Origin of the sequence: Nonomuraea glycinis (assembly GCF_035920485.1) — a bacterium.
GTDB classification, from domain to species: Bacteria; Actinomycetota; Actinomycetes; order Streptosporangiales; family Streptosporangiaceae; genus Nonomuraea; species Nonomuraea glycinis.
Map to the genome: position 1 here is coordinate 3,157,795 of NZ_CP109166.1, position 17,471 is coordinate 3,175,265.

20 protein-coding genes are annotated in these 17,471 nt (G+C 68.4%); 15 read left to right on the plus strand and 5 right to left on the minus strand.

What is annotated here, in order from left to right:
• Positions 1-14: 14 nt before the first annotated feature.
• Positions 15-380, plus strand: a complete 366-nt coding sequence (locus tag OHA68_RS14815) for a YbaB/EbfC family nucleoid-associated protein (RefSeq protein WP_327108150.1) — start codon at positions 15-17, stop codon at positions 378-380.
• A gap of 83 nt (positions 381-463) precedes the next feature.
• Here OHA68_RS14815 and OHA68_RS14820 read toward each other — a convergent pair whose 3' ends face one another.
• The 3 genes from OHA68_RS14820 to OHA68_RS14830 all read right to left on the minus strand — a co-directional run bounded on the left by OHA68_RS14820 (position 464) and on the right by OHA68_RS14830 (position 2,233).
• The gene (locus OHA68_RS14820; RefSeq protein WP_327108151.1) at positions 464-1,582 is read right to left on the minus strand and encodes a hypothetical protein; all 1,119 of its coding nucleotides are present in this window, start codon (positions 1,580-1,582) and stop codon (positions 464-466) included.
• A gap of 82 nt (positions 1,583-1,664) precedes the next feature.
• Complete coding sequence (locus OHA68_RS14825) at positions 1,665-2,036, minus strand: DoxX family protein (protein ID WP_327108152.1); 372 nt, start codon at positions 2,034-2,036, stop codon at positions 1,665-1,667.
• On the minus strand, positions 2,024-2,233 hold the full coding sequence (locus OHA68_RS14830) for a hypothetical protein (RefSeq protein ID WP_327108153.1): 210 nt from the start codon (positions 2,231-2,233) through the stop codon (positions 2,024-2,026). The genes OHA68_RS14825 and OHA68_RS14830 overlap by 13 nt, the downstream gene beginning before the upstream one ends.
• Positions 2,234-2,313: 80 nt before the next feature.
• Between OHA68_RS14830 and OHA68_RS14835 the strand changes: the two genes are divergently transcribed.
• From OHA68_RS14835 to OHA68_RS14845, 3 genes are all read left to right on the plus strand, one after another.
• On the plus strand, positions 2,314-3,177 hold the full coding sequence (locus tag OHA68_RS14835; protein WP_327108154.1) for a LysR family transcriptional regulator: 864 nt from the start codon (positions 2,314-2,316) through the stop codon (positions 3,175-3,177).
• A gap of 94 nt (positions 3,178-3,271) precedes the next feature.
• Entirely contained in the window at positions 3,272-3,565 is a 294-nt protein-coding gene (locus OHA68_RS14840; protein ID WP_327108155.1) for a hypothetical protein, read from the plus strand.
• Between the two features lie 145 nt (positions 3,566-3,710).
• The gene (locus OHA68_RS14845; protein WP_327108156.1) at positions 3,711-4,961 is read left to right on the plus strand and encodes a serine hydrolase domain-containing protein; all 1,251 of its coding nucleotides are present in this window, start codon (positions 3,711-3,713) and stop codon (positions 4,959-4,961) included.
• 142 nt (positions 4,962-5,103) lie between these two features.
• On the opposite strand, the gene OHA68_RS14850 is transcribed toward OHA68_RS14845, so the two are convergent.
• Positions 5,104-5,928 carry an SAM-dependent methyltransferase gene (locus OHA68_RS14850; protein ID WP_327109509.1) on the minus strand — a complete coding sequence of 275 codons (825 nt, stop codon included), beginning with the start codon at positions 5,926-5,928 and terminating at the stop codon, positions 5,104-5,106.
• 239 nt (positions 5,929-6,167) lie between these two features.
• Between OHA68_RS14850 and OHA68_RS14855 the strand changes: the two genes are divergently transcribed.
• The 3 genes from OHA68_RS14855 to OHA68_RS14865 all read left to right on the plus strand — a co-directional run bounded on the left by OHA68_RS14855 (position 6,168) and on the right by OHA68_RS14865 (position 7,959).
• Positions 6,168-6,680: a GNAT family N-acetyltransferase gene (locus tag OHA68_RS14855; protein ID WP_327108157.1), complete on the plus strand. Its 513-nt coding sequence runs from the start codon at positions 6,168-6,170 to the stop codon at positions 6,678-6,680.
• 371 nt (positions 6,681-7,051) lie between these two features.
• A complete protein-coding gene (locus tag OHA68_RS14860; protein ID WP_327108158.1) occupies positions 7,052-7,387 on the plus strand; it encodes a YciI family protein in 336 nt (111 codons plus the stop codon).
• Between the two features lie 92 nt (positions 7,388-7,479).
• The gene (locus OHA68_RS14865; RefSeq protein WP_327108159.1) at positions 7,480-7,959 is read left to right on the plus strand and encodes a hypothetical protein; all 480 of its coding nucleotides are present in this window, start codon (positions 7,480-7,482) and stop codon (positions 7,957-7,959) included.
• A gap of 10 nt (positions 7,960-7,969) precedes the next feature.
• Here OHA68_RS14865 and OHA68_RS14870 read toward each other — a convergent pair whose 3' ends face one another.
• Complete coding sequence (locus OHA68_RS14870) at positions 7,970-8,581, minus strand: TetR/AcrR family transcriptional regulator (RefSeq protein WP_327108160.1); 612 nt, start codon at positions 8,579-8,581, stop codon at positions 7,970-7,972.
• A 130-nt stretch (positions 8,582-8,711) separates the two neighbouring features.
• Between OHA68_RS14870 and OHA68_RS14875 the strand changes: the two genes are divergently transcribed.
• The 8 genes from OHA68_RS14875 to OHA68_RS14910 all read left to right on the plus strand — a co-directional run bounded on the left by OHA68_RS14875 (position 8,712) and on the right by OHA68_RS14910 (position 17,402).
• Positions 8,712-9,569, plus strand: a complete 858-nt coding sequence (locus tag OHA68_RS14875) for an SDR family oxidoreductase (protein ID WP_327108161.1) — start codon at positions 8,712-8,714, stop codon at positions 9,567-9,569.
• A 191-nt stretch (positions 9,570-9,760) separates the two neighbouring features.
• Positions 9,761-11,287 carry an FAD-dependent monooxygenase gene (locus tag OHA68_RS14880; RefSeq protein ID WP_327108162.1) on the plus strand — a complete coding sequence of 509 codons (1,527 nt, stop codon included), beginning with the start codon at positions 9,761-9,763 and terminating at the stop codon, positions 11,285-11,287.
• Positions 11,288-11,373: 86 nt separating this feature from the next.
• On the plus strand, positions 11,374-13,566 hold the full coding sequence (locus tag OHA68_RS14885; protein ID WP_327108163.1) for an LLM class flavin-dependent oxidoreductase: 2,193 nt from the start codon (positions 11,374-11,376) through the stop codon (positions 13,564-13,566).
• A 227-nt stretch (positions 13,567-13,793) separates the two neighbouring features.
• Positions 13,794-14,039 carry a hypothetical protein gene (locus tag OHA68_RS14890; RefSeq protein ID WP_327108164.1) on the plus strand — a complete coding sequence of 82 codons (246 nt, stop codon included), beginning with the start codon at positions 13,794-13,796 and terminating at the stop codon, positions 14,037-14,039.
• A gap of 94 nt (positions 14,040-14,133) precedes the next feature.
• A complete protein-coding gene (locus tag OHA68_RS14895) occupies positions 14,134-14,574 on the plus strand; it encodes a hypothetical protein (protein WP_327108165.1) in 441 nt (146 codons plus the stop codon).
• Positions 14,575-14,819: 245 nt separating this feature from the next.
• Positions 14,820-14,966: a hypothetical protein gene (locus tag OHA68_RS14900; protein WP_327108166.1), complete on the plus strand. Its 147-nt coding sequence runs from the start codon at positions 14,820-14,822 to the stop codon at positions 14,964-14,966.
• Between the two features lie 64 nt (positions 14,967-15,030).
• Positions 15,031-16,893 carry a RiPP maturation radical SAM C-methyltransferase gene (locus OHA68_RS14905; protein WP_327108167.1) on the plus strand — a complete coding sequence of 621 codons (1,863 nt, stop codon included), beginning with the start codon at positions 15,031-15,033 and terminating at the stop codon, positions 16,891-16,893.
• Entirely contained in the window at positions 16,890-17,402 is a 513-nt protein-coding gene (locus tag OHA68_RS14910; RefSeq protein ID WP_327108168.1) for a DUF5825 family protein, read from the plus strand. The genes OHA68_RS14905 and OHA68_RS14910 overlap by 4 nt, the downstream gene beginning before the upstream one ends.
• Positions 17,403-17,471 lie beyond the last annotated feature (69 nt).

Sequence of the window (17,471 nt, forward strand, 5' to 3'; positions counted from 1 at the left end):
TGTTTCGGCCGGACATGGACCCTGCCAATATCAGCGAACGGGAGCTGGACGAGGCAGCCCGCCGGGGCGAGCGCATGCTGGCCTGGCTGGAGTCGGCGCAGGAGGAGATGCAGGCCGTCACCGGCACCGGCGAGGGGCCGTCGGGCCACGTGCGGGTGACCGTCGACGCGGACGGGCGCGTCCTCGACGTCCGCTACGACCGGCGCGCCCTCCGGCTGGGCAGCCAGGACCTGGCCGAGGAGACGCTCGCGGCGGTGCGGGCGGCGGGCGCCGATGCCCAGCGGCGCACCCACGACCTCATGCGCGAGGCCATCCCCGGCTACGACCCGGTCCAGACGCAGGCCGAGCTGGAACGGCTGCTCGGCACCGAGTGGGGGTGAGCAGCCGGTTCAGAGCGCGGTGCGCAGGAGAGGGCGGCCAAGGTCGTGATGGGGTGGGGAGCACGCGGGCGTTGGGTGGTCGCCTACTCCGCCGGCTCTGTCCCAGCGTCGGTGTCAGCGTTTGTGAACGCTTGGAGATGCAGGCGTGTTAGCACGTTGCTTGCGAACCAGCTGTCTGAGGCAAGCTCGGCCCGAGCCGTTTCACTCCAGTCCTCTCGATTGAGTACCGCGAGGTAGTGCTGCAGGACACGGTCTCGATGGTCGAGCGTGCAGCCGACGCGTTCCGGTTGCTTCTGCGCCAGGTGGTCGGCGATGACTGCCGCATCGATGTACCTGCTCAGGGTCGGTGTCTGGCGACTCAGGTGATGGGCATGCGCCTGGAGGACGGTGGATGCGGGCGGATAGTGCTCCAGGGTCAGGCCCATGCCGGAGCAATCCGCCATGATGGCCAGTAAGCGGCCGGTGTGGTCGACCAAGTCGTCGTCGGTTTCAGCACTGGTGATCGCTTCATGCAGGTGGGCAGCGGTAGCGACCTTGCCGGCGAAGTAGCCGTTGAGGGCGTCGCCGTCGCAGGCGTGACGCAATAGCCACCAACGCGATCCGTATCCTCCGGCCAGGCAGAGTGCTTCTACGACATAGACCCGCCCCCAGCCGGTTACTCGCTCGGCAAGCCACTGCAGTGCCTCTGAGCCGCCGAGGCGGCGTCGGAGAGCATGAGCAGCCAATGGGCCGAAGTGGTTCGACAGCAGACCGATGGTCCGGATCAGCGGGATGTCCTCCTCCGCCCAGTCGGCGGCGAGTAGCGCCAGCCCGACGGTGGCCGAGCATCGGTCGGTGCTCTGCCGCACCAGCCACTGCCCGGTCTGCTGAACCCGATGCCGGTCCGCTCGGAGCGCCGCGGCAGCGATGTGCTCGTTGTGATGGATGGGGACGTAGACATCATGGAACGCATCGGCGAGCGCGCTCGGCGGGGCCTCTGGCTTGGCGAAGTGTGCGTCCAGGATGCGGGCGACGTCCGCGCCTTGGAGTCGCTGATCTTCAGGTGGGTGTGGCCGAGCCTGCTGACGGTGGAGTTCATCGTCGGGGTACGGCTCCCCATCACGTGGCAGCGGGGAGTCCGGATCTTGCTGATGCAGGTGCATCGCGTAGTCGAACAGGCCGATCTGGGGTCCGAGCGGTCCAGGCTCGGTCGCCGCGCTCACCGGCGGAGGGAAGATTCGATTCTCTCGATCATGTTCGCCATGATGCCAGCACGGTTCAGGATGCGCATGCCCATCGGCCCGTTCACAGCCATGTCGTCGCCAGCCAGACGGTGACGGCCGCAGTGAGGAGGAGGGTGATGTTGAGGGCGATCTGGCGGTCTCCGCGTTTTAGGTGCACGGTGGTCGCGCCGATCTGGAGGACCACGAAGCCGATGGTCGCGGCCATGGCCAGCCAGGAGGCGATGCCGGTCAGCGGCGGGAGGAGCAGCCCGATCGCGCCGAGTACCTCGATCACGCCGATGGCCCTGACGGCCGGCATCGGCATGTCGTCCACCCAGGCCATCATCGGCCGGAGCCGTTCACGGCTCCGGACCACCTTCACCCCGCCCGCGTACAGGTAGAAGAGAGCGAGCAGGCCGGCGACGATCCAGTACGCGACGTTCACGGTGTCCATCCACGGGTGGCGTAGCGGCGCATCGCCTGGATGTTGGCCTGCGGGGTCATCGTCCGGCCACCGGCGATCATGTCCCCCAGGTCTTCGAGGACGCGCAGTCGCGTGGTGCCCAGGACGATCGTCTCGCCGTCGCCCGGGCCGACCACCGATACAGCGGGGTCGGCGGTCGGCTCACTGGCCTTCGGTTGGTCGGTCATGTCTCGATCTCACCGTCAGCGCACTGCGCCCGTCCAAGATCTGTTCGGTGCCGCCGATACCGTACGGGTATCGTCGCACCATGGAGCTACGCACGCTGCGCTATTTCGTGGCGGTCGCCGACGAACTCCACTTCGGCCGGGCCGCCGCCAGGCTGCACATGAGTCAACCGCCGCTGAGCCGGGCGATCAAGCAGTTGGAGAATGAGGTCGGTGCCGCGCTTTTCGACCGCTCGCCCTCCGGCGTCTCGCTCACTCCGGTGGGGGCCGTGCTGCTGGACGAGGCGCGGACCCTGCTCGACCAGGCCGACCGGTTGCGTGTACGCGTGGCCGCGGCGGCCGGCACCGCGACCATCACGGTGGGTTTCCTGGGCGACAGCGCCGACCCGGGTGCGGCCCGGCTGGCCGACGCCTACCGCCGTCGGCACCCGCAGGTCGAGGTCCGCATTCGCGAGACCGACCTGACCGATCCCACCTGCGGCCTGCACGCTGGACTGGTCGACGTGGTCCTGACCCGCGGGCCGTTCGACGAGACCGGTCTGACCGTACGAGAGTTGCGTGCCGACCCGGTGGGCGCGCTGGTGCGCGCGGACGATCCACTGGCCGGGCGGGACAGCGTGAAGCTGGCCGATCTGGCCGACCGCCGCTGGTTCCTGTTCCCGGAGGGCACCGACCCCGTCTGGCAGTCGTACTGGAACGGCGGGGCACCTCGGGAGGGCCCAGTGGTGCGTGCCGTCCAGGAGTGCAGGCAAGCCGTTCTCTGGAACGGCACGATCGGCATGACTCTCCTGAACCACCAGCAGGCGGCCGGGCTCGCCGTGGTGCCGCTGATCGACATGCCCCCGAGCCGTGTGGTGGTGGCATGGAACGAGGGCGACGCGAATCCGCTGGTCCGCTCGTTCGTCGGGATCGCGATCGCCGCCTATCGCGACGGCCGCACCCACTGACCCGTCCTGACCGACGATCCTAGATCTTGACGATTGTCCTGACCGATGCTCATCTGAAGGTGTTCTCCTTCCCGGATGTGAGGAGTCACCCACAATGAAGGTTCGCCGATTACATTCCGCTGTACTCGCCGTGGCGCTGGGCGCCGGCATCCTGGCAAGTGCGGCACCCGCTGTCGCCGCCACCCAGACCAGCACGGCCGTGGTCGCCGCAAACTGGCCGGCACCGGACTGGTACCTGCAGGGCCCCTATCAGACCATGGCCGACTGCGACCTCGCCTTTAATGACGCCGCCCTGAACGGTCAATACACCGGGCTCGCCTACTGTCACTGGTTCCGCGGAGGCGGCCCTTACCCTCCGGGCTTCTACTACGAGGTCTACATCCCCTGATCAAGCAACCTGGTGGCGGGCTTCGTGCTTTCCTGATCGTTCGGCTGTCGCCACGTCGGCTTGGTGGGGGAGTTGACTTCTGTCATGCGGGACCTGTGACACAGCGCACTCACCTTCGCCGAGCGGACGGCTCATGCTGAGCGCTATGACCATTCGTCGATTCAGCACGTTAGCCTCGCGGCTGGGAGCCGCGACCCTGGCCGCCGCGATGCTCGCGGCGGGACCCGTAGCCGCTGCTGAGGACGGCGGCCTCGACCGGCAGCGGCTGCGGCAGACGCTGGACGCCGTGCACGAGGCCGGCATGTACGGCATCTCGTCGAACGTCGTGGACGGCCGGCGCAGCTGGAAGGGCGCCGCAGGCGTCGCCGACGTCGAGACCCGCCGCCCGATGCGGCCCGAGATGGTGCACCGGGCCGGGAGCGTCACCAAGTCGTTCGTCGCCGTGGCGGTATTACAGCAGGTCGGCAAGGGTACGATCGAGCTCGACGCCCCCATCGGCCGCTACCTGCCGGATCTGTTCCCGGGTGAGCGCGGGCAGCAGATCACCGTACGCATGCTGCTCAACCACACCAGCCACATCGCCGACCACGCCGGCGTGATCTTCCCGACGGTCGAGAGCCTGGACGCCAACCGCTTCCGCGCCTTTCCGCCGGAGGAGCTGGTACGGGCGGGGCTCGGCGCCCCCGCGACCGGGCGGCCGGGGGTGGCACCCGGGGCGTACTCGAACACGAACTTCGTCATCGCCGGCCTGCTGCTGGAGAAGGTGACGAGCACGAGCGCCGAGCGGTACATCACCGACCACGTCTTCCGGAAGGCCGGGCTGCGGCACACGTCGTTCCCGCGTACGCCGTACCTTCCCGGGCCGAACTCCAAGGCGTACGAGGCGCTGTTCGGCTATTTCGACCCGCCCAAGGACTACAGCGTCTACAACATGTCCTGGGCCTGGACGTCGGGTGCGGTCGCCTCGACGATGGAGGACCTCAACCGCTTCTTCCGGCTGCTGCTGCGCGGCGAGCTGGTCGACGCGACTCTGCTCGCCGAGATGCAGAAGACCGTGCCCATCCGGTCGTTCTCGGGCGCCGTGTTCGACTACGGTCTCGGGATCTACCCCCTCGACCTGCCGTGCGGCAGGTACTGGGGGCACGACGGGAGCGTCCCCGGCATGCAGACCTTCGCGTTCTCCGACACCGACGGCGGCCACCAGTTCGCCTTCGGCACGAACCTGAGGAACTACCAGCAGCTCGACGAGAACGGTAGTCCTGTCACGCACGCCATCGACTTCGCGATCGGGAACCACCTGCTGGAGGCGGCGTGCGGGCCTGACGCGGGGGCGTCGCCCAGGGCGGCACGGCCACTCCCGGAGATCGGCGTGGACGGGGGCACGGCCACACCGTGACCGGCGGCGCGGCGCGGGCGGGTCACCGATCGGAGCCTTTCCCAGCCGCGCCGGCTTCATCCGGAAGGGACAGCTGCCAGGGGATCACCGGGCGACAAGGCTTGATCTTGCTTACGCCTCGGCGAACAGCGTGCCACCTCTGTCAGGGCTTGATCGCGACCCCGCCGTAGGCCCAGGCATGACCGCCGCCCGGAATGTGTTCCCGGCGCTCGCTCTCGTCCGGCCGCCACTTCACCACCTCGACGACGCCCGGATCGACCACGCGCCAGCCCTGGAAGAACCGCAGCACCTCGGCGTGCGTGCGGGGGGCCATGGGCGCGCTGCTCTTGTCGTACGGCTTGGTGAAGTCCTCCTCGCGCACCTGGGACGCGAAGTCGAGGGTGATGTGCGACAGCAGCAGGTGGCTACCCGCAGGCACGGCGCTCTTGATGTGCTCCACCGTTGCGTACGGATCCTCCTGGTCGGTGACGAAGTGCAGGACGCCCGCCAGGATGACAGCCACCGGACGCGTGAAGTCGATCACGGTCCGGACCTCGGGATGAGACAAGATCATCTTGGGCTGCCGGAGGTCGGCCTCGATCACCGTGGTCATTCCGGTTGGGCTGCCGTTCAGCAGGGCCCGGCCGTGGACCAGGACGATCGGGTCGTTGTCCACGTAGACCACCCGCGTCTCGGGGTTGACCTCCTGCGCGATCTCGTGGGTGTTGCCCTGGGTAGGGATGCCGGTGCCGATGTCGAGGAACTGCGAGACACCCACTTCGGCGAGGTAGCGCACCGCTCGGCGGAGGAAGGCACGGTGGGCACGGACGCCCTCACGTGTGCCGGGAGACAGCTCGATCAGTTTCTCGGCCATCTCGCGGTCGGCCGCGAAGTTGTCCTTGCCACCCAGCAGATAGTCGTACACCCGGGCAGGATGTGCCACCGTGGTGTTGATCCGCGCGGCGGCCGCGATCCGAGCCTCTGTCATGTCCGACACCGGCGCTCCTGCTTGCCTCTCGGCTCCATTGATAGGTCTGCGTGACCGCGTTCCGTATCGCTTCTCAAGAGCGATTTTTCCCTACTCCGGTATGAACCGGGTTACGGAACGCTTCATCGAGATCAGCATGTGACGGGTCGATGACCGCGGTGTGAGTCGTTTTCCGGTTTTGGCCGGCATCGGGTTAGGTTGGCCGGGTGGGGACTTGTGAGGATCTACCGGCGGAGTTGGTGACCGAGCGGCTGCGGTTGCGGCGGTGGGTGCCGTCGGATGCCGAGGAGTACCGCGGGTTGTGGCTTGAGCGGGATCCACGAGTGCCGTCGGTACGGCAGATCGACGCCGAGGGGCGTCCGACGGTCGAGGACATCCGCGGCTGGCTCCTCAACAATCCGCTGGCGGCGGATCCGGGGCTCGGGTTGCTGCCGATCGAACTGCGGGACACCGGTGAGTTCATCGGGTACTGCGGATTGACCGTCGGCCAGGGATCTCTCGACGAGCCTGAGATCGCGTACGAGCTGGCACAACGAGCTCACGGCCAGGGTTACGCGACAGAAGCCGCCCGTGCGGTCATCGAAGCCGCGACTCGAACAGGACGTCGACGACTCTGGGCGACCGTGCGGGAGTGGAACGCACCCTCGTTCCGTGTCCTCGAGAAGCTCGGTTTCCACCGAAGCGACCGCATCACCGAGGACGCCGAACACGGCGACACGATCTGGATGACGCGCGTACTCGACCCGAAGTAGAACGATTGGGAGCACGTGTCACCGGTCGCGGTCGGTCTGGTAGACCGACAGCACCGGATGTCCATGCGTACCAATGCCGGCGGGTAGATACCGGTGTCCGTAGATCGGGATGAGGGTAGGCGCTTGGGCCAGTCGGCTGCGCGCTACAGCGAGCGCCGCCGGCAGGTCGTCGGGTCGGTCACCCCAGGTGTTCCCCTTCTCGGCTGATCACGATCGCAGCCTGGCGGCGGGACTTTCGCGAAAAATCTTTGGCTTCGCGTCGAATTCGGGGGGAGTCGTTCGTATAACAGGCGAGAGGTGTTCGTAGGAGGGCGCCGGGACAAAAGGGGGTCATGATGGCTCGGTACTTGATCTCGTTCAAGGACGGTGCGATGGACCACATCCCCGACGAGGACTGGGAGGACGTGGGCAAGGCCGCGCACGCGGTGGTTCAGGAGGCCGTGGACGCCGGGGTGTGGGTGTTCGGCGCCGGGCTGGAGAGGCAGCGGGCGAGCATCGTGGCCACGGACGGGATGGTCACCGACGGCCCTTACCCGGAGACCAAGGAGGTCATCGGCGGGTTCACGGTCGTCGAGGTGGCCTCACGCGAAGAGGCGCTGGCGTGGGCCGCCAAGACCGCCGTCGCTTGCCGCTGTGCGCAGGAGGTCCGGGAACTCATGCCCGACCCCGAGACGGACGCGATGCTCCGCCAGGCTGACAGGCGATGACGACGTCTGATCGAGGAAGACGTTCACGGAGGTGATCACCGCCGGCGAGTGGCGGTTAGCCTGGAGGTCGCCAACGAGGAGCGGCACCCAACATGAGCGACACGCCTTCCGCCGGCGGCCGAGACGCCCCCTGGACGGTCAGTGCGTTCCTCGTCATCGCCACCGCGTTGACGCTCGTCTGGGCGACCGGTTCGTGGCTCAGCAAGATGTTCGACTGGACGTACCAAGGCTTCTCGTCGGCGTCTCTCCTCCAGCTCGTGGGCTACTTCGTCGGCGGTGCGCTGAATTACGTCGCGATCCTCGTCTGGCCCGTGCTGCTCGTTCACGTCGGACAGGTGCTGTCCCGGCGGCGGTACGCGGCAGTGAGCGGCGGCCTGCTGGGCGCCGGGCTCATCACCCTCGCGCTGACGTTTTGGCTGAGTGAGGACGACACTCCGGTCACGGCCTGGCCGCATTGGCTTCTGCTGGGGGTAGCGCTGAACGGGACGCTCGGTGGGCTCGCCGGGCTCGGCCACTGCGCCTATCTCGCCCGGAAAGCACGAAGGGCAGGAAAGCCGGAGAAGTCCCCTTGAACGAACCGCCTCAGCGGCGCGGGCGCAGGCCGTTGAGAGCGGTCTCGACGATGCTGTCGGCATAGTCGGGGGTGAGCGGTCCGCTGCGCTGCAGCCACCGGTTGAGCAGTGGTCCCCACAGCAGGTCGACGGCCACGTCGAGATCGAGATCCGCGGCCAACTGCCCGGCCCGCTGGGCGCTGCGCAGTCGTTGTTTCTTCAGCTCTTTCATCGGGGCGTCCAGTCGTTCCGCGTAGAGAGCGGCAAGCGCCGGATCGTGCGTGATCTCCGTGTTCAGGGCGCGCATCGGCTCGTCGTAGCGCGGATCGTTGAGTTCTTCGATCGTGGCTCGGAGCACCGTCTTCAGGTCTGCCTCCAGATCACCGGTGTCGGGCAGGCCGGCTTCTCCGCTGTCCGGCTGCTCGCTGAGCATGAGGAAGGCATCGAAGAGCACCGCCCCCTTCGAGGGCCACCAGCGGTAGATCGTCTGCTTGCCGACGCCGGCCCGGGCTGCGATGCCCTCGATGCTCAGCTTGGCGTATCCCACCTCCTGCACCAGCTCGAAGGCCGCGGTGAGGATGGCCCGCCGGGAGGCCTCGTTCCGGCGGGTCGTGTCGGCGGGAGGCTTGCGCTGCGTCGTCATGCCGCCAACCTAACAAACGAACGAGACGAGACGGCCCGTCTTGACGTGGCAAAGGGGGTCCGGTACTGTCGCGATTATTCGAGACGAGACGGATCGTCTCGTACGAACGCAATCGATCGGAGCTCGGCATATGCGCACCCTGGATACCGCCCCTTCCCGTACCTGGTTCATCACAGGAGCCAGCCGCGGCCTGGGCCGCGCGTTCGCTCTCGCCGCGCTGGAGCGCGGCGATCACGTGGCCGCCGCCGCCCGGACCGTCACGCGACAGGACTTCGACGACCGGTACGGAGATCGACTCCTCGTCCTTCCCCTGGACGTGACCGACCGCGACGCGGTGTTCGCCGCCGTGAACACCGCCGCCGAGCACTTCGGCCGGCTCGACATCGTGGTGAACAACGCCGGCACCATGTCCTCGGGCATGGTCGAGGAGTTCACCGAGGCCGAGGCGCGCGCCCAGCTGGAGGTCAACTTCTTCGGGGCGATGTGGGTCTGCCAGGCCGTCCTGCCGCACCTGCGTGCCCAGGCGGCCGGTCACATCGTGCAGGTCTCCAGCATCGCCGCCCTGGGCGGCTTCCCGAGCACCGGGATGTACAGCGCGAGCAAGTTCGCGCTGGAAGGCATGAGCGAGGCCCTGGCGATGGAGGCCGCGTCGTTCGGGGTCAAGCTCAGCATCCTCCAGCCCGGCGGCTACTGGACCGACCTGTACACCAGCATGACGACCACGTCGCCGTCGGCGGAGTACGACCCGTTGCGCGCCGAGCTGGAAAAGCAGTGGGCCGAGGGTTCGATCGACAGTGAGCCGCGCCTGGCCGCCGAGGCGCTGCTGAAGCTGGTCGACAGCGAAGACCCGCCGCTACGGCTGCTGCTCGGCAGCATGGTGTACGACCTGGCCTTCGACATCTCCCGGCGGCGCATGGGGACCTGGGCCGCCTGGGAGCAGGTCAGCCGCGCCGCCGAACACGCCGTACCCGCCGGTTCACCGCTTTGACCGGCGTCAACACCACCGGCTCCGGTGGCGACCGTTCACTCGGCCGCGCTGATATCCATCAGGAGGACGTCCCTATGCGCATCGGTCATTCCTCATCCGACACCCAACCCGGCCTTGCCAGAACCTGCGGAGACGATGTCGGCGGCCGGGCCGCACGTGGACGCGACGAGAACCTGCGAGAGGAGCGACCGATGACGGACGCCGATGTGATCATTGTGGGCGCCGGCCCAGCCGGCCTGATGCTGGCCGCCGAACTGCGGCTGGCCGGGGTGCGGCCGCTGGTGCTGGAGCGCTGGCCGCAGCGCCGCGACACCCCCAAGGCCGGTGGTCTCGGCGGCCAGATCCTTGAGCTGTTGCGCTACCGAGGCCTGCTGAAACGCTTCGAAGCCGCTTGCACCGACCCTGTCCCTGCTCCCCGGTTCCCGTTCGGCGGCGTGCATCTGGACCTCACCCGGCTGGCGGATCCCCCGCTGCACGCCCTGCCGCTTCCGCAAGCCCGGCTTGAGCGGCTGCTCGACGAACGCGCCGGCGAACTCGGCGCCGACATCCGCCGCGGACACCAGGTGGTCGGGGTGAGCCAGGACGACGCCGCGGTGACTCTGGACGTGCTCGGCCCGGACGGGCCGTACCGGATGAGCGCCCGCTTCCTCGTGGGGTGCGACGGCGCGCGCAGCCGGGTCCGTGACTGGGCCGGCATCGGCTTTCCCGGCACCACCTACCCGGAGATCAACCGGCTGGCCCAGGTCACCCTGCCCGAAACCGTGGCCATACGCAGCAACGGTGATCTTGATGTCCCCGGCTTCGGCACGATCCGCGCGGGTTTCACCCGGACGGAGCGTGGCCTCTTCGGAGTCGCCGCGTCGCCCGCTTCCAAGGTCGTCTCTCTGTACACCATCGAAGACGAGAGCACCGAGTACGACGACGACACGCCGATGACCGTGACCGAACTCCAGGACAGCCTCCGCCGCGTGCTCGGCGTGCGGTTGCCGGTGGGAGAGGCGATCCGGCTGTCGCGGTTCACTTTCAAGGCCCGCCAGGCCGAGCGCTACCGCCACGGGCGAATCCTGCTGGCCGGTGATGCGGCGCACCTGTTCCCCGCCACCGGTGTGGCACTCAACGCCGGCATGCTGGACGCGGTCAACCTGGCCTGGAAACTGGCCGCCGACGTCCACGGCCGGGCGCCGGACGGCCTGCTGGACACCTACCACGGCGAACGCCACCTCGCCGGCGCCCGCACCATGCTGCACACCCGAGCCCAGGTGGCATTGCGGCGCGGGCACGATGCGGCGGCCGAGGCGCTGCGGGACGTCTTCCAGGAACTACTCACCGACGAACAGCCGCTGCGCCGCATGGGAGCCCTGGTCGCCGGCGCCGACATCCGCTACCCGATGCCCGGCTCCCACCACCCGCTGGCCGGCGCCTTCGCCCCCGACCTCACCTTGCACACCGACCAAGGCATGACCAGCGTCGCGGAGCTCATGCACGCCGCACGGCCCGTCCTCCTCGACCTCGCCGACCGCCCAGACCTGCGGCAGGCCGCCCGAGACTGGCAGCCTCGCGTCGATATCCACACCGTCAAAACGGCTGATCGGCCGGCCGACGCCCTGCTCATCCGCCCGGACGCCCACATCGCCTGGGCCGTGACCATCGACGAACCCACCGACAGCGCAGCGCCCGCGCTGCGCGAAGCACTCTCCGGCTGGTTCGGCACACCCTGAAACGACGATCAGGTCACTGAGCTTACTTTCAGTAAGTAGGTTACGGTCGGTTTGTGGTTGCGGGGGGACATGGACAGCATGGAGCCATGCCTGCTTATGGTCACGAGCTGCGGTTCGGCAGCTTCATCACTCCTGTCAACGCCAGGCCGCAGCGCGTGGTCGACCTGGCTGTGCTGAGCGAGGACGCGGGACTGGACGTGGTCACGTTCCAGGATCATCCGTACCAGGCGGGGTTCCTGGACACCTGGACCCTGCTCACCTGGGTGGCCGCCCGTACCTCCCGGATCCACGTCTCCGGCAACGTGTTGAACCTGCCGCTGCGCCCGCCCGCCGTGCTCGCCCGGTCCGTGGCGAGCCTGGACCTGCTCAGCGGCGGCCGGGCCGTGCTCGGACTCGGGACGGGAGGATTCTGGGATGCCATCGCGGGGATGGGCGGCCCGCGACGAACCGCCGCGGAATCGGTGAGCGCGCTCGACGAGGCGCTCGACGTCATCCGCGGGTTCTGGGCCGGTGACGACCCCGGCCCGCTGCGCTTGGACGGCCGGTTCTACCAGGTCGGTCCGGCGGAGCGAGGGCCTTCACCCGCACACGAGGTCCCGATCTGGCTGGGCACGTACAAGCCGCGGATGCAGCGCCTCATCGGCAGGAAGGCCGACGGGTGGCTGCCCAGCCTGCCCTGGCTCAAGCCCGGCGACCTGGCGCGCGGGAACCGCATCATCGACCAGGCGGCCGCACAGGCGGGCCGCGATCCGCGCGAGATCACCCGCCTGCTGAACGTCACCCCCGGCGATACGGCCGAAGACCTCGCGCGGATCGCCGTCGAGGACGGGGTGAGCGTGTTCGTCGTGGCCAGCGACGACCCGGCCGAACTGCGTCGCTTCGCCCGGACCACCGCCGCTGAGATCCGCGAGCGCGTCGCCGAGGCCCGCTCAGGGCACGTGGCCGGTAGGGCCGTCGCGTTCGGGGGCGACCCGGTGCCCGCGGCCCTCGCCGCTCGGGCGCTCACCCCGGGCGACCGCGGACACGCCCGCTACACCGCCGGTTACTTCCGCGGCGGCGATCCGGGCCTGGTGTTGCGTCCACGGACCCCGGCCGAGGTGCAGGACGCCGTCCGGTACGCCGCCCGACACCGCGATGTACCGCTGGGCCTCTTCAGCGGCGGGCACGGTCTGTCCGGGCGCTCGCTCAACGACGGCGGCATCGTGATCGCCCTGGACGCGCTCGACGACGTCACGGTCCTGGACGGCCACCGCGTCCGGATCGGCGCGGGCGCCCGCTGGGGCGACGTCGCCCGCAAACTCGCCCCGTACGGCCTCGCGATCACCTCCGGCGATCACGGTGGCGTCGGCGTGGGCGGGCTGGCGACCACGGGCGGCATCGGCTGGTTCGTCCGTGAACACGGCCTGACCATCGACCACGTGCGCTCGGTCGACGTCGTCACGGCCTCCGGCGACCTCGTCCACGCGAGCGACGACGAGAATCCCGACCTGTTCTGGGCCATGCGCGGTGCCGGCGCGAACTTCGGCGTCGCGGTGTCCTTCGAGATCGACGCCCACCCCGTCGGAGCCCAGGTCGGCTTCGCGATGCTGGTGTTCGCGCCCGACGATGTCGCGGCGTTCCTGCGCGGCTGGGGTACCGCGATCGAGAACGCCCACCCCAGCGTCACCGGCACCCTGATGATCGGGCCCACCCGTCCCGGTCGCCCCGCCGCCGTGCAGGCGCTCGTCGTGGTCGACTCCGAGGACGCCGACACGATCGTCGAGCGCCTCACCCCGCTCGCGGACCTGGCCCCGCTCGTCGACCAGTCGGTCCAGCTCATGCCGTACAGCGCGCTGCTCACCCTCGGCCCGGGAGATGAGGCGCAGCACGGCCGCGGCGAGCCCGTCTCGCACGCCGGGCTCGTGCGGCACCTCACCGGCGAGACCGCTGAGGCGATCGCCGACCTGCTGGCGACGAACAGCAGGTTCATCCTCAGCATCCGCTCCGCCGGGGGTGCCGTCGCCGCCACCGCCGCGGACGCCACCGCCTATGCCTGGCGCGACGCCAATTTCCTGATCGCGGCCCTCGGGGGCGGTTCGCCTGGGTACGAGGAGAGCTGGCGGCGCCTCCTTCCGCTGTTCGAGGGCACGTACCTCAGTTTCGAGACCGATACCGGCCCGGACGCCCTGGCGCGCGCTTTTCCGCCCGCACATCTGCGACGGCTCCGGGACCTCAAACGCCAGTGGGACCCGACCGGCCTGTTCCGCGACAACTTCGCCATCGACTTTGCGTTGGCTTAGAAATCATTTTTGTATCTTCGGCAAGGGCCAGGCTGAGGTGTCCAAGGAGGTGGCCGCGAAGAAGGCGGCGGTAGCGAGAACGGCTCCGAAATGGGAAACCGATGCCAGGAAGCGCGTGCGAACGGCGATACGGCGCTAAGCGGAGCCCCTCAACGCGTACCCGAGCCTTGCGCAGAGGAAATCGGTGACAAGAAGTCGCGTGTCCCCTTCGTTGGCACGACACGACCTTGGCGGCCAAGACGGACGCGCTCTTCTACCTGACCAAGGAGGCGTTCAAGCGCCGCCTGATCGACGACCTGTGGCGGGCCCGGGCCGCGACGTCGCCGAAATCCTTGGCGCAGGTGCTGCTGACTGACGTGGTGGTCGACGCCGTTCGGAAGGAAATTCGGCGCCAGACGAACCACAACGCCGATGCCGGCGAGATCCATCGGATCTTGCGCGGCGAGGTTCTTCGCCCGGAGACCTTGCTCTGAGCCGGACCGGACAGCCGGGCCTGGAACCCGGCTCTCCTGGGGGTGGCAGCCGGATGCAAGATTTCTCCAAGTCGCCTTTCGTACCGTTCCGGCCATGGGAAAGCAACATGTCATCGGCGCGGTTCTGGCCTTCGTGATCGGCGCGGGTGTTCCGGCTCAGGCGGAGGCGGCCGCTCGTATTCACTGGGGTCCTGTGCAGTCGTCGGCGGGACACTCCGGGTACGCCAAGGCGGACGTCTGGATCACCGGCTTCAGCGCCGAGACCTTCGCCGTGAGCGGCAAGCTCTACGACCGGGACAAGCACCGCGGCCACTGCGCCTACGTCCGGGCCCGCTTCCACTACACGGGCGGCGGCACCGGCTGGAGCCGGCCCAGCTCGACCTGCTCGGCCAAGAAGTCCTTCCGGCTCACCTCGGACGGGGAGATCAACCGGGTGGACGTCAAGGTCTGCCTCTTCCACACAGGCCAGCGCAAGGCGTTCCAGTGCCACGTCGACGTCATCAAGCCTGAGATCATCGCGAACTGGCCCCAGTGAACAGCTCACCGACCGCCGCGGGGAACTGCGGGCCTTGCCGGCCACCTCGACCAGTGAGTAACCCTCGAAACAGAGCAACAGAGCAGGCGCGATCCGGGCGGGGGAATGGTCACGCCTAGAGCCGCCGCCGTACCAGCAGGGCTTTTCAGCGCGTCGCAGCGGCAGTTTTCCGGCTGATATTGGCAGTTTTTCGTGCAGAGATTCAGCCGGGACTGAACGTACAGTCCGCTGAGGAGGTGTGAAAAATGGCTGTCAGCACCATCAAGAAGACTCGCATTCGGCAACCCGAGTCCCATTGGCCGGATCGGGCGACGCGCATTCAGGCCGGCAAGGTCAAGCGAGAGACCGAGGAAGCTTCCGAAGTCGTTTCTCGCGGCAGCGAGAACACCTAAACCCCGAGGGTGGGTGGATTGCGCCCGTGAGGCCGGGCGCAATCCATCGGGAAGGAACGGATTCATGAGGCTTGTTCTCGCGGCGATGCCCTGGCAGGCGATTCACCGTCCCTCGCTGCCGGTGGGCCTGCTGCACAGGCTGGTGGAAGAGCAGTGCCCCGGGATCGAGGTTGTGGAGTACCACGGGGGCATCCGCTGGGCCGAGTACATGCTCACCGACGGTGAGCTGCTGCCCGCGGACTACACGAAGGTCTCCGACAACGGGGTCTTCCAAGGGCTGGGCGACCTCATCTTCTCCGGCTCCCTCTACGACGACCTGCGGTGGAGGGCCGACGAGCTGCGTGAGATCGCGAAGAGCTACGGGTTCGAGACCGCGACGGTCATGAGGATGCGGGAGCTGACGACCGGCTTCATCGAGTCCGCGGTCACGGAGGTGCTCGCGGCCGAGCCGGACGTGGTCGGGTTCACCTCGACGTTCATGCAGAACGTGCCGAGTCTCGCGCTCGCTCGCCGGCTGAAGGAACGGCGCCCCGGTCTGCGGGTGGTCTTCGGCGGAGCCAACTGCGACGGTCCGATGGGCCACGCGCTGCACCGCAACCACCGGTACGTCGACTTCGTCGTGCGCGGCGAAGGAGAGGAGGTCTTCCCGGCGCTGCTCGACCGGATCGGCTCCGGTGAGGGCGTCTCCGACGTGCCCGGCGTGTGCTGGTGGGACGGCGAGCGGTCGAGGGCCAACCCCCAGCCGACGCGCAGCGTGCCCCCGGGGAAGATCCCGATTCCTGACTTCGACGGCTGGCGGGACGTGCTGGAGAGCTCGCCGCTCCGGGAGTACGTCTCGCCGGAGCTCGTCATCGAAAGCTCCAGAGGCTGCTGGTGGGGCGAGAAGCACCATTGCACCTTCTGCGGCCTCAACGGCTCGCTGATGGCGTTCCGCAGCAAGCCGGCCGACCAGTTCTGGACGGAGCTGCGCACGCTGGTCGAGCGTTATCAGATCCTCGACGTCGCCATGGTCGACAACATCTTCGACATGACCTACCTCAAGACCTTGTTACCGCGGCTGGCCGCCGCCGACTGGGACCTCCGTATCCACTACGAGATCAAATCGAACATGCGCGCCGACCAGCTGGCCGCACTGCGCGCGGGCGGAATCGTCCTGGTCCAGCCGGGCATCGAGAGCTTGAACAGCCGGGTGCTGAAGATCATGGACAAGGGGGTGGACGGGGCGACCAACGTCAGGGTCCTGCGCGACTGCGAGGACCTGCACATGACCGTCGACTGGAACTACCTCTACGGCTTCCCCGGTGAGAGGCCGGAGGACTACTGGGGCATCATCGACCAGTTGCCGAAGCTGGTGCATCTGCAGCCCCCGCAGGGTGAGAGCCGCATCCTCCTGGAGCGCTTCAGCCCGAACTTCGACCGCCCCGAGCTGGGCTTCGCACGCCGCGAGCCGGCCCATTTCAGCCGGTACGTGTACGACCTGCCCGACGCCGAGCTGGAAGACCTCGTCTACTACTTCGACTGCGACGACGGCGGCATCACCGGCGACGTGGTCGACGCCCTGTGCGCGGCGCTCGACCGGTGGCGGCGCGACTACCCCGGCTCCTTCCTGGTCATGGACGACAGGGGCGACGAGATCGTCATCGACGACCGGCGCGCCGGTTGGCCGCGTACCGAGCACCGGCTGACGGGATGGCGGGCCGAGGCCTATCGAGGGCTGTCCCGGCGGCGGACCGTACCCGGGCTGTGCGCCCGGTTGGCGGGGCGCGACATGTCGTGGACGGCCGCCAGCGTCGGAGAGTGGCTGGGAGAGCTCAGCGAGAGCGGCCTCGCGTTCGTGGACGGCGACGGATGGGTGGCGCTGGCGACGGTCGCGACGCCGACGAAGCTGGTCGAGGGCGCTCAGCATCGGGACGAGGTGACGGTGTGACCCTCACCCCCGACAAAGCCGACCGCGCCGACCATGCCGACGACCTCGTGGGCGCGCTCGGCGAGCGGCCGGAGGACACGCTCTCGTTCGTCCGCCGCCTGCGGGACCACCTGGCGGAGGGCGTCGTCCCCGCCTGGAGCCACGAGCTGCCGGCGTCCCTGAACTGGGAGATGGTGTGCCATCTCCCCCCTCCTTCGGGCACGGGCGATGACGCGGATCGGTGGAGACGGCGCTTTCGGATCGGCCTGTGCTACTACCGTCAGGGGCCCGGGTTCATCCAGGTCAAGGACCTTCGGGAGGAACCGGTCACCCTCCTGCTCGACGATCCTTCAGTGGTGGACGTCTTCGTCCGCTGCCTCGAACCGACGTCCCTGCGGCTGCTGTCCGCTGACGAGGCCGCGGCGGCGGAAGCCCTGCTGAACGAACGCCTGCTGCTGCGGCTCGGCGACTTCGTCGTCACGCTGCCGTACCGGATGAAGCGGTGGCCGATACCGGCGTACGCGGTGTGACCCGACCGCCCGGATGTCAGATCGTATCTGACACTAATCGAACACGTTCTGTCACTTTTCCGGCTGTAC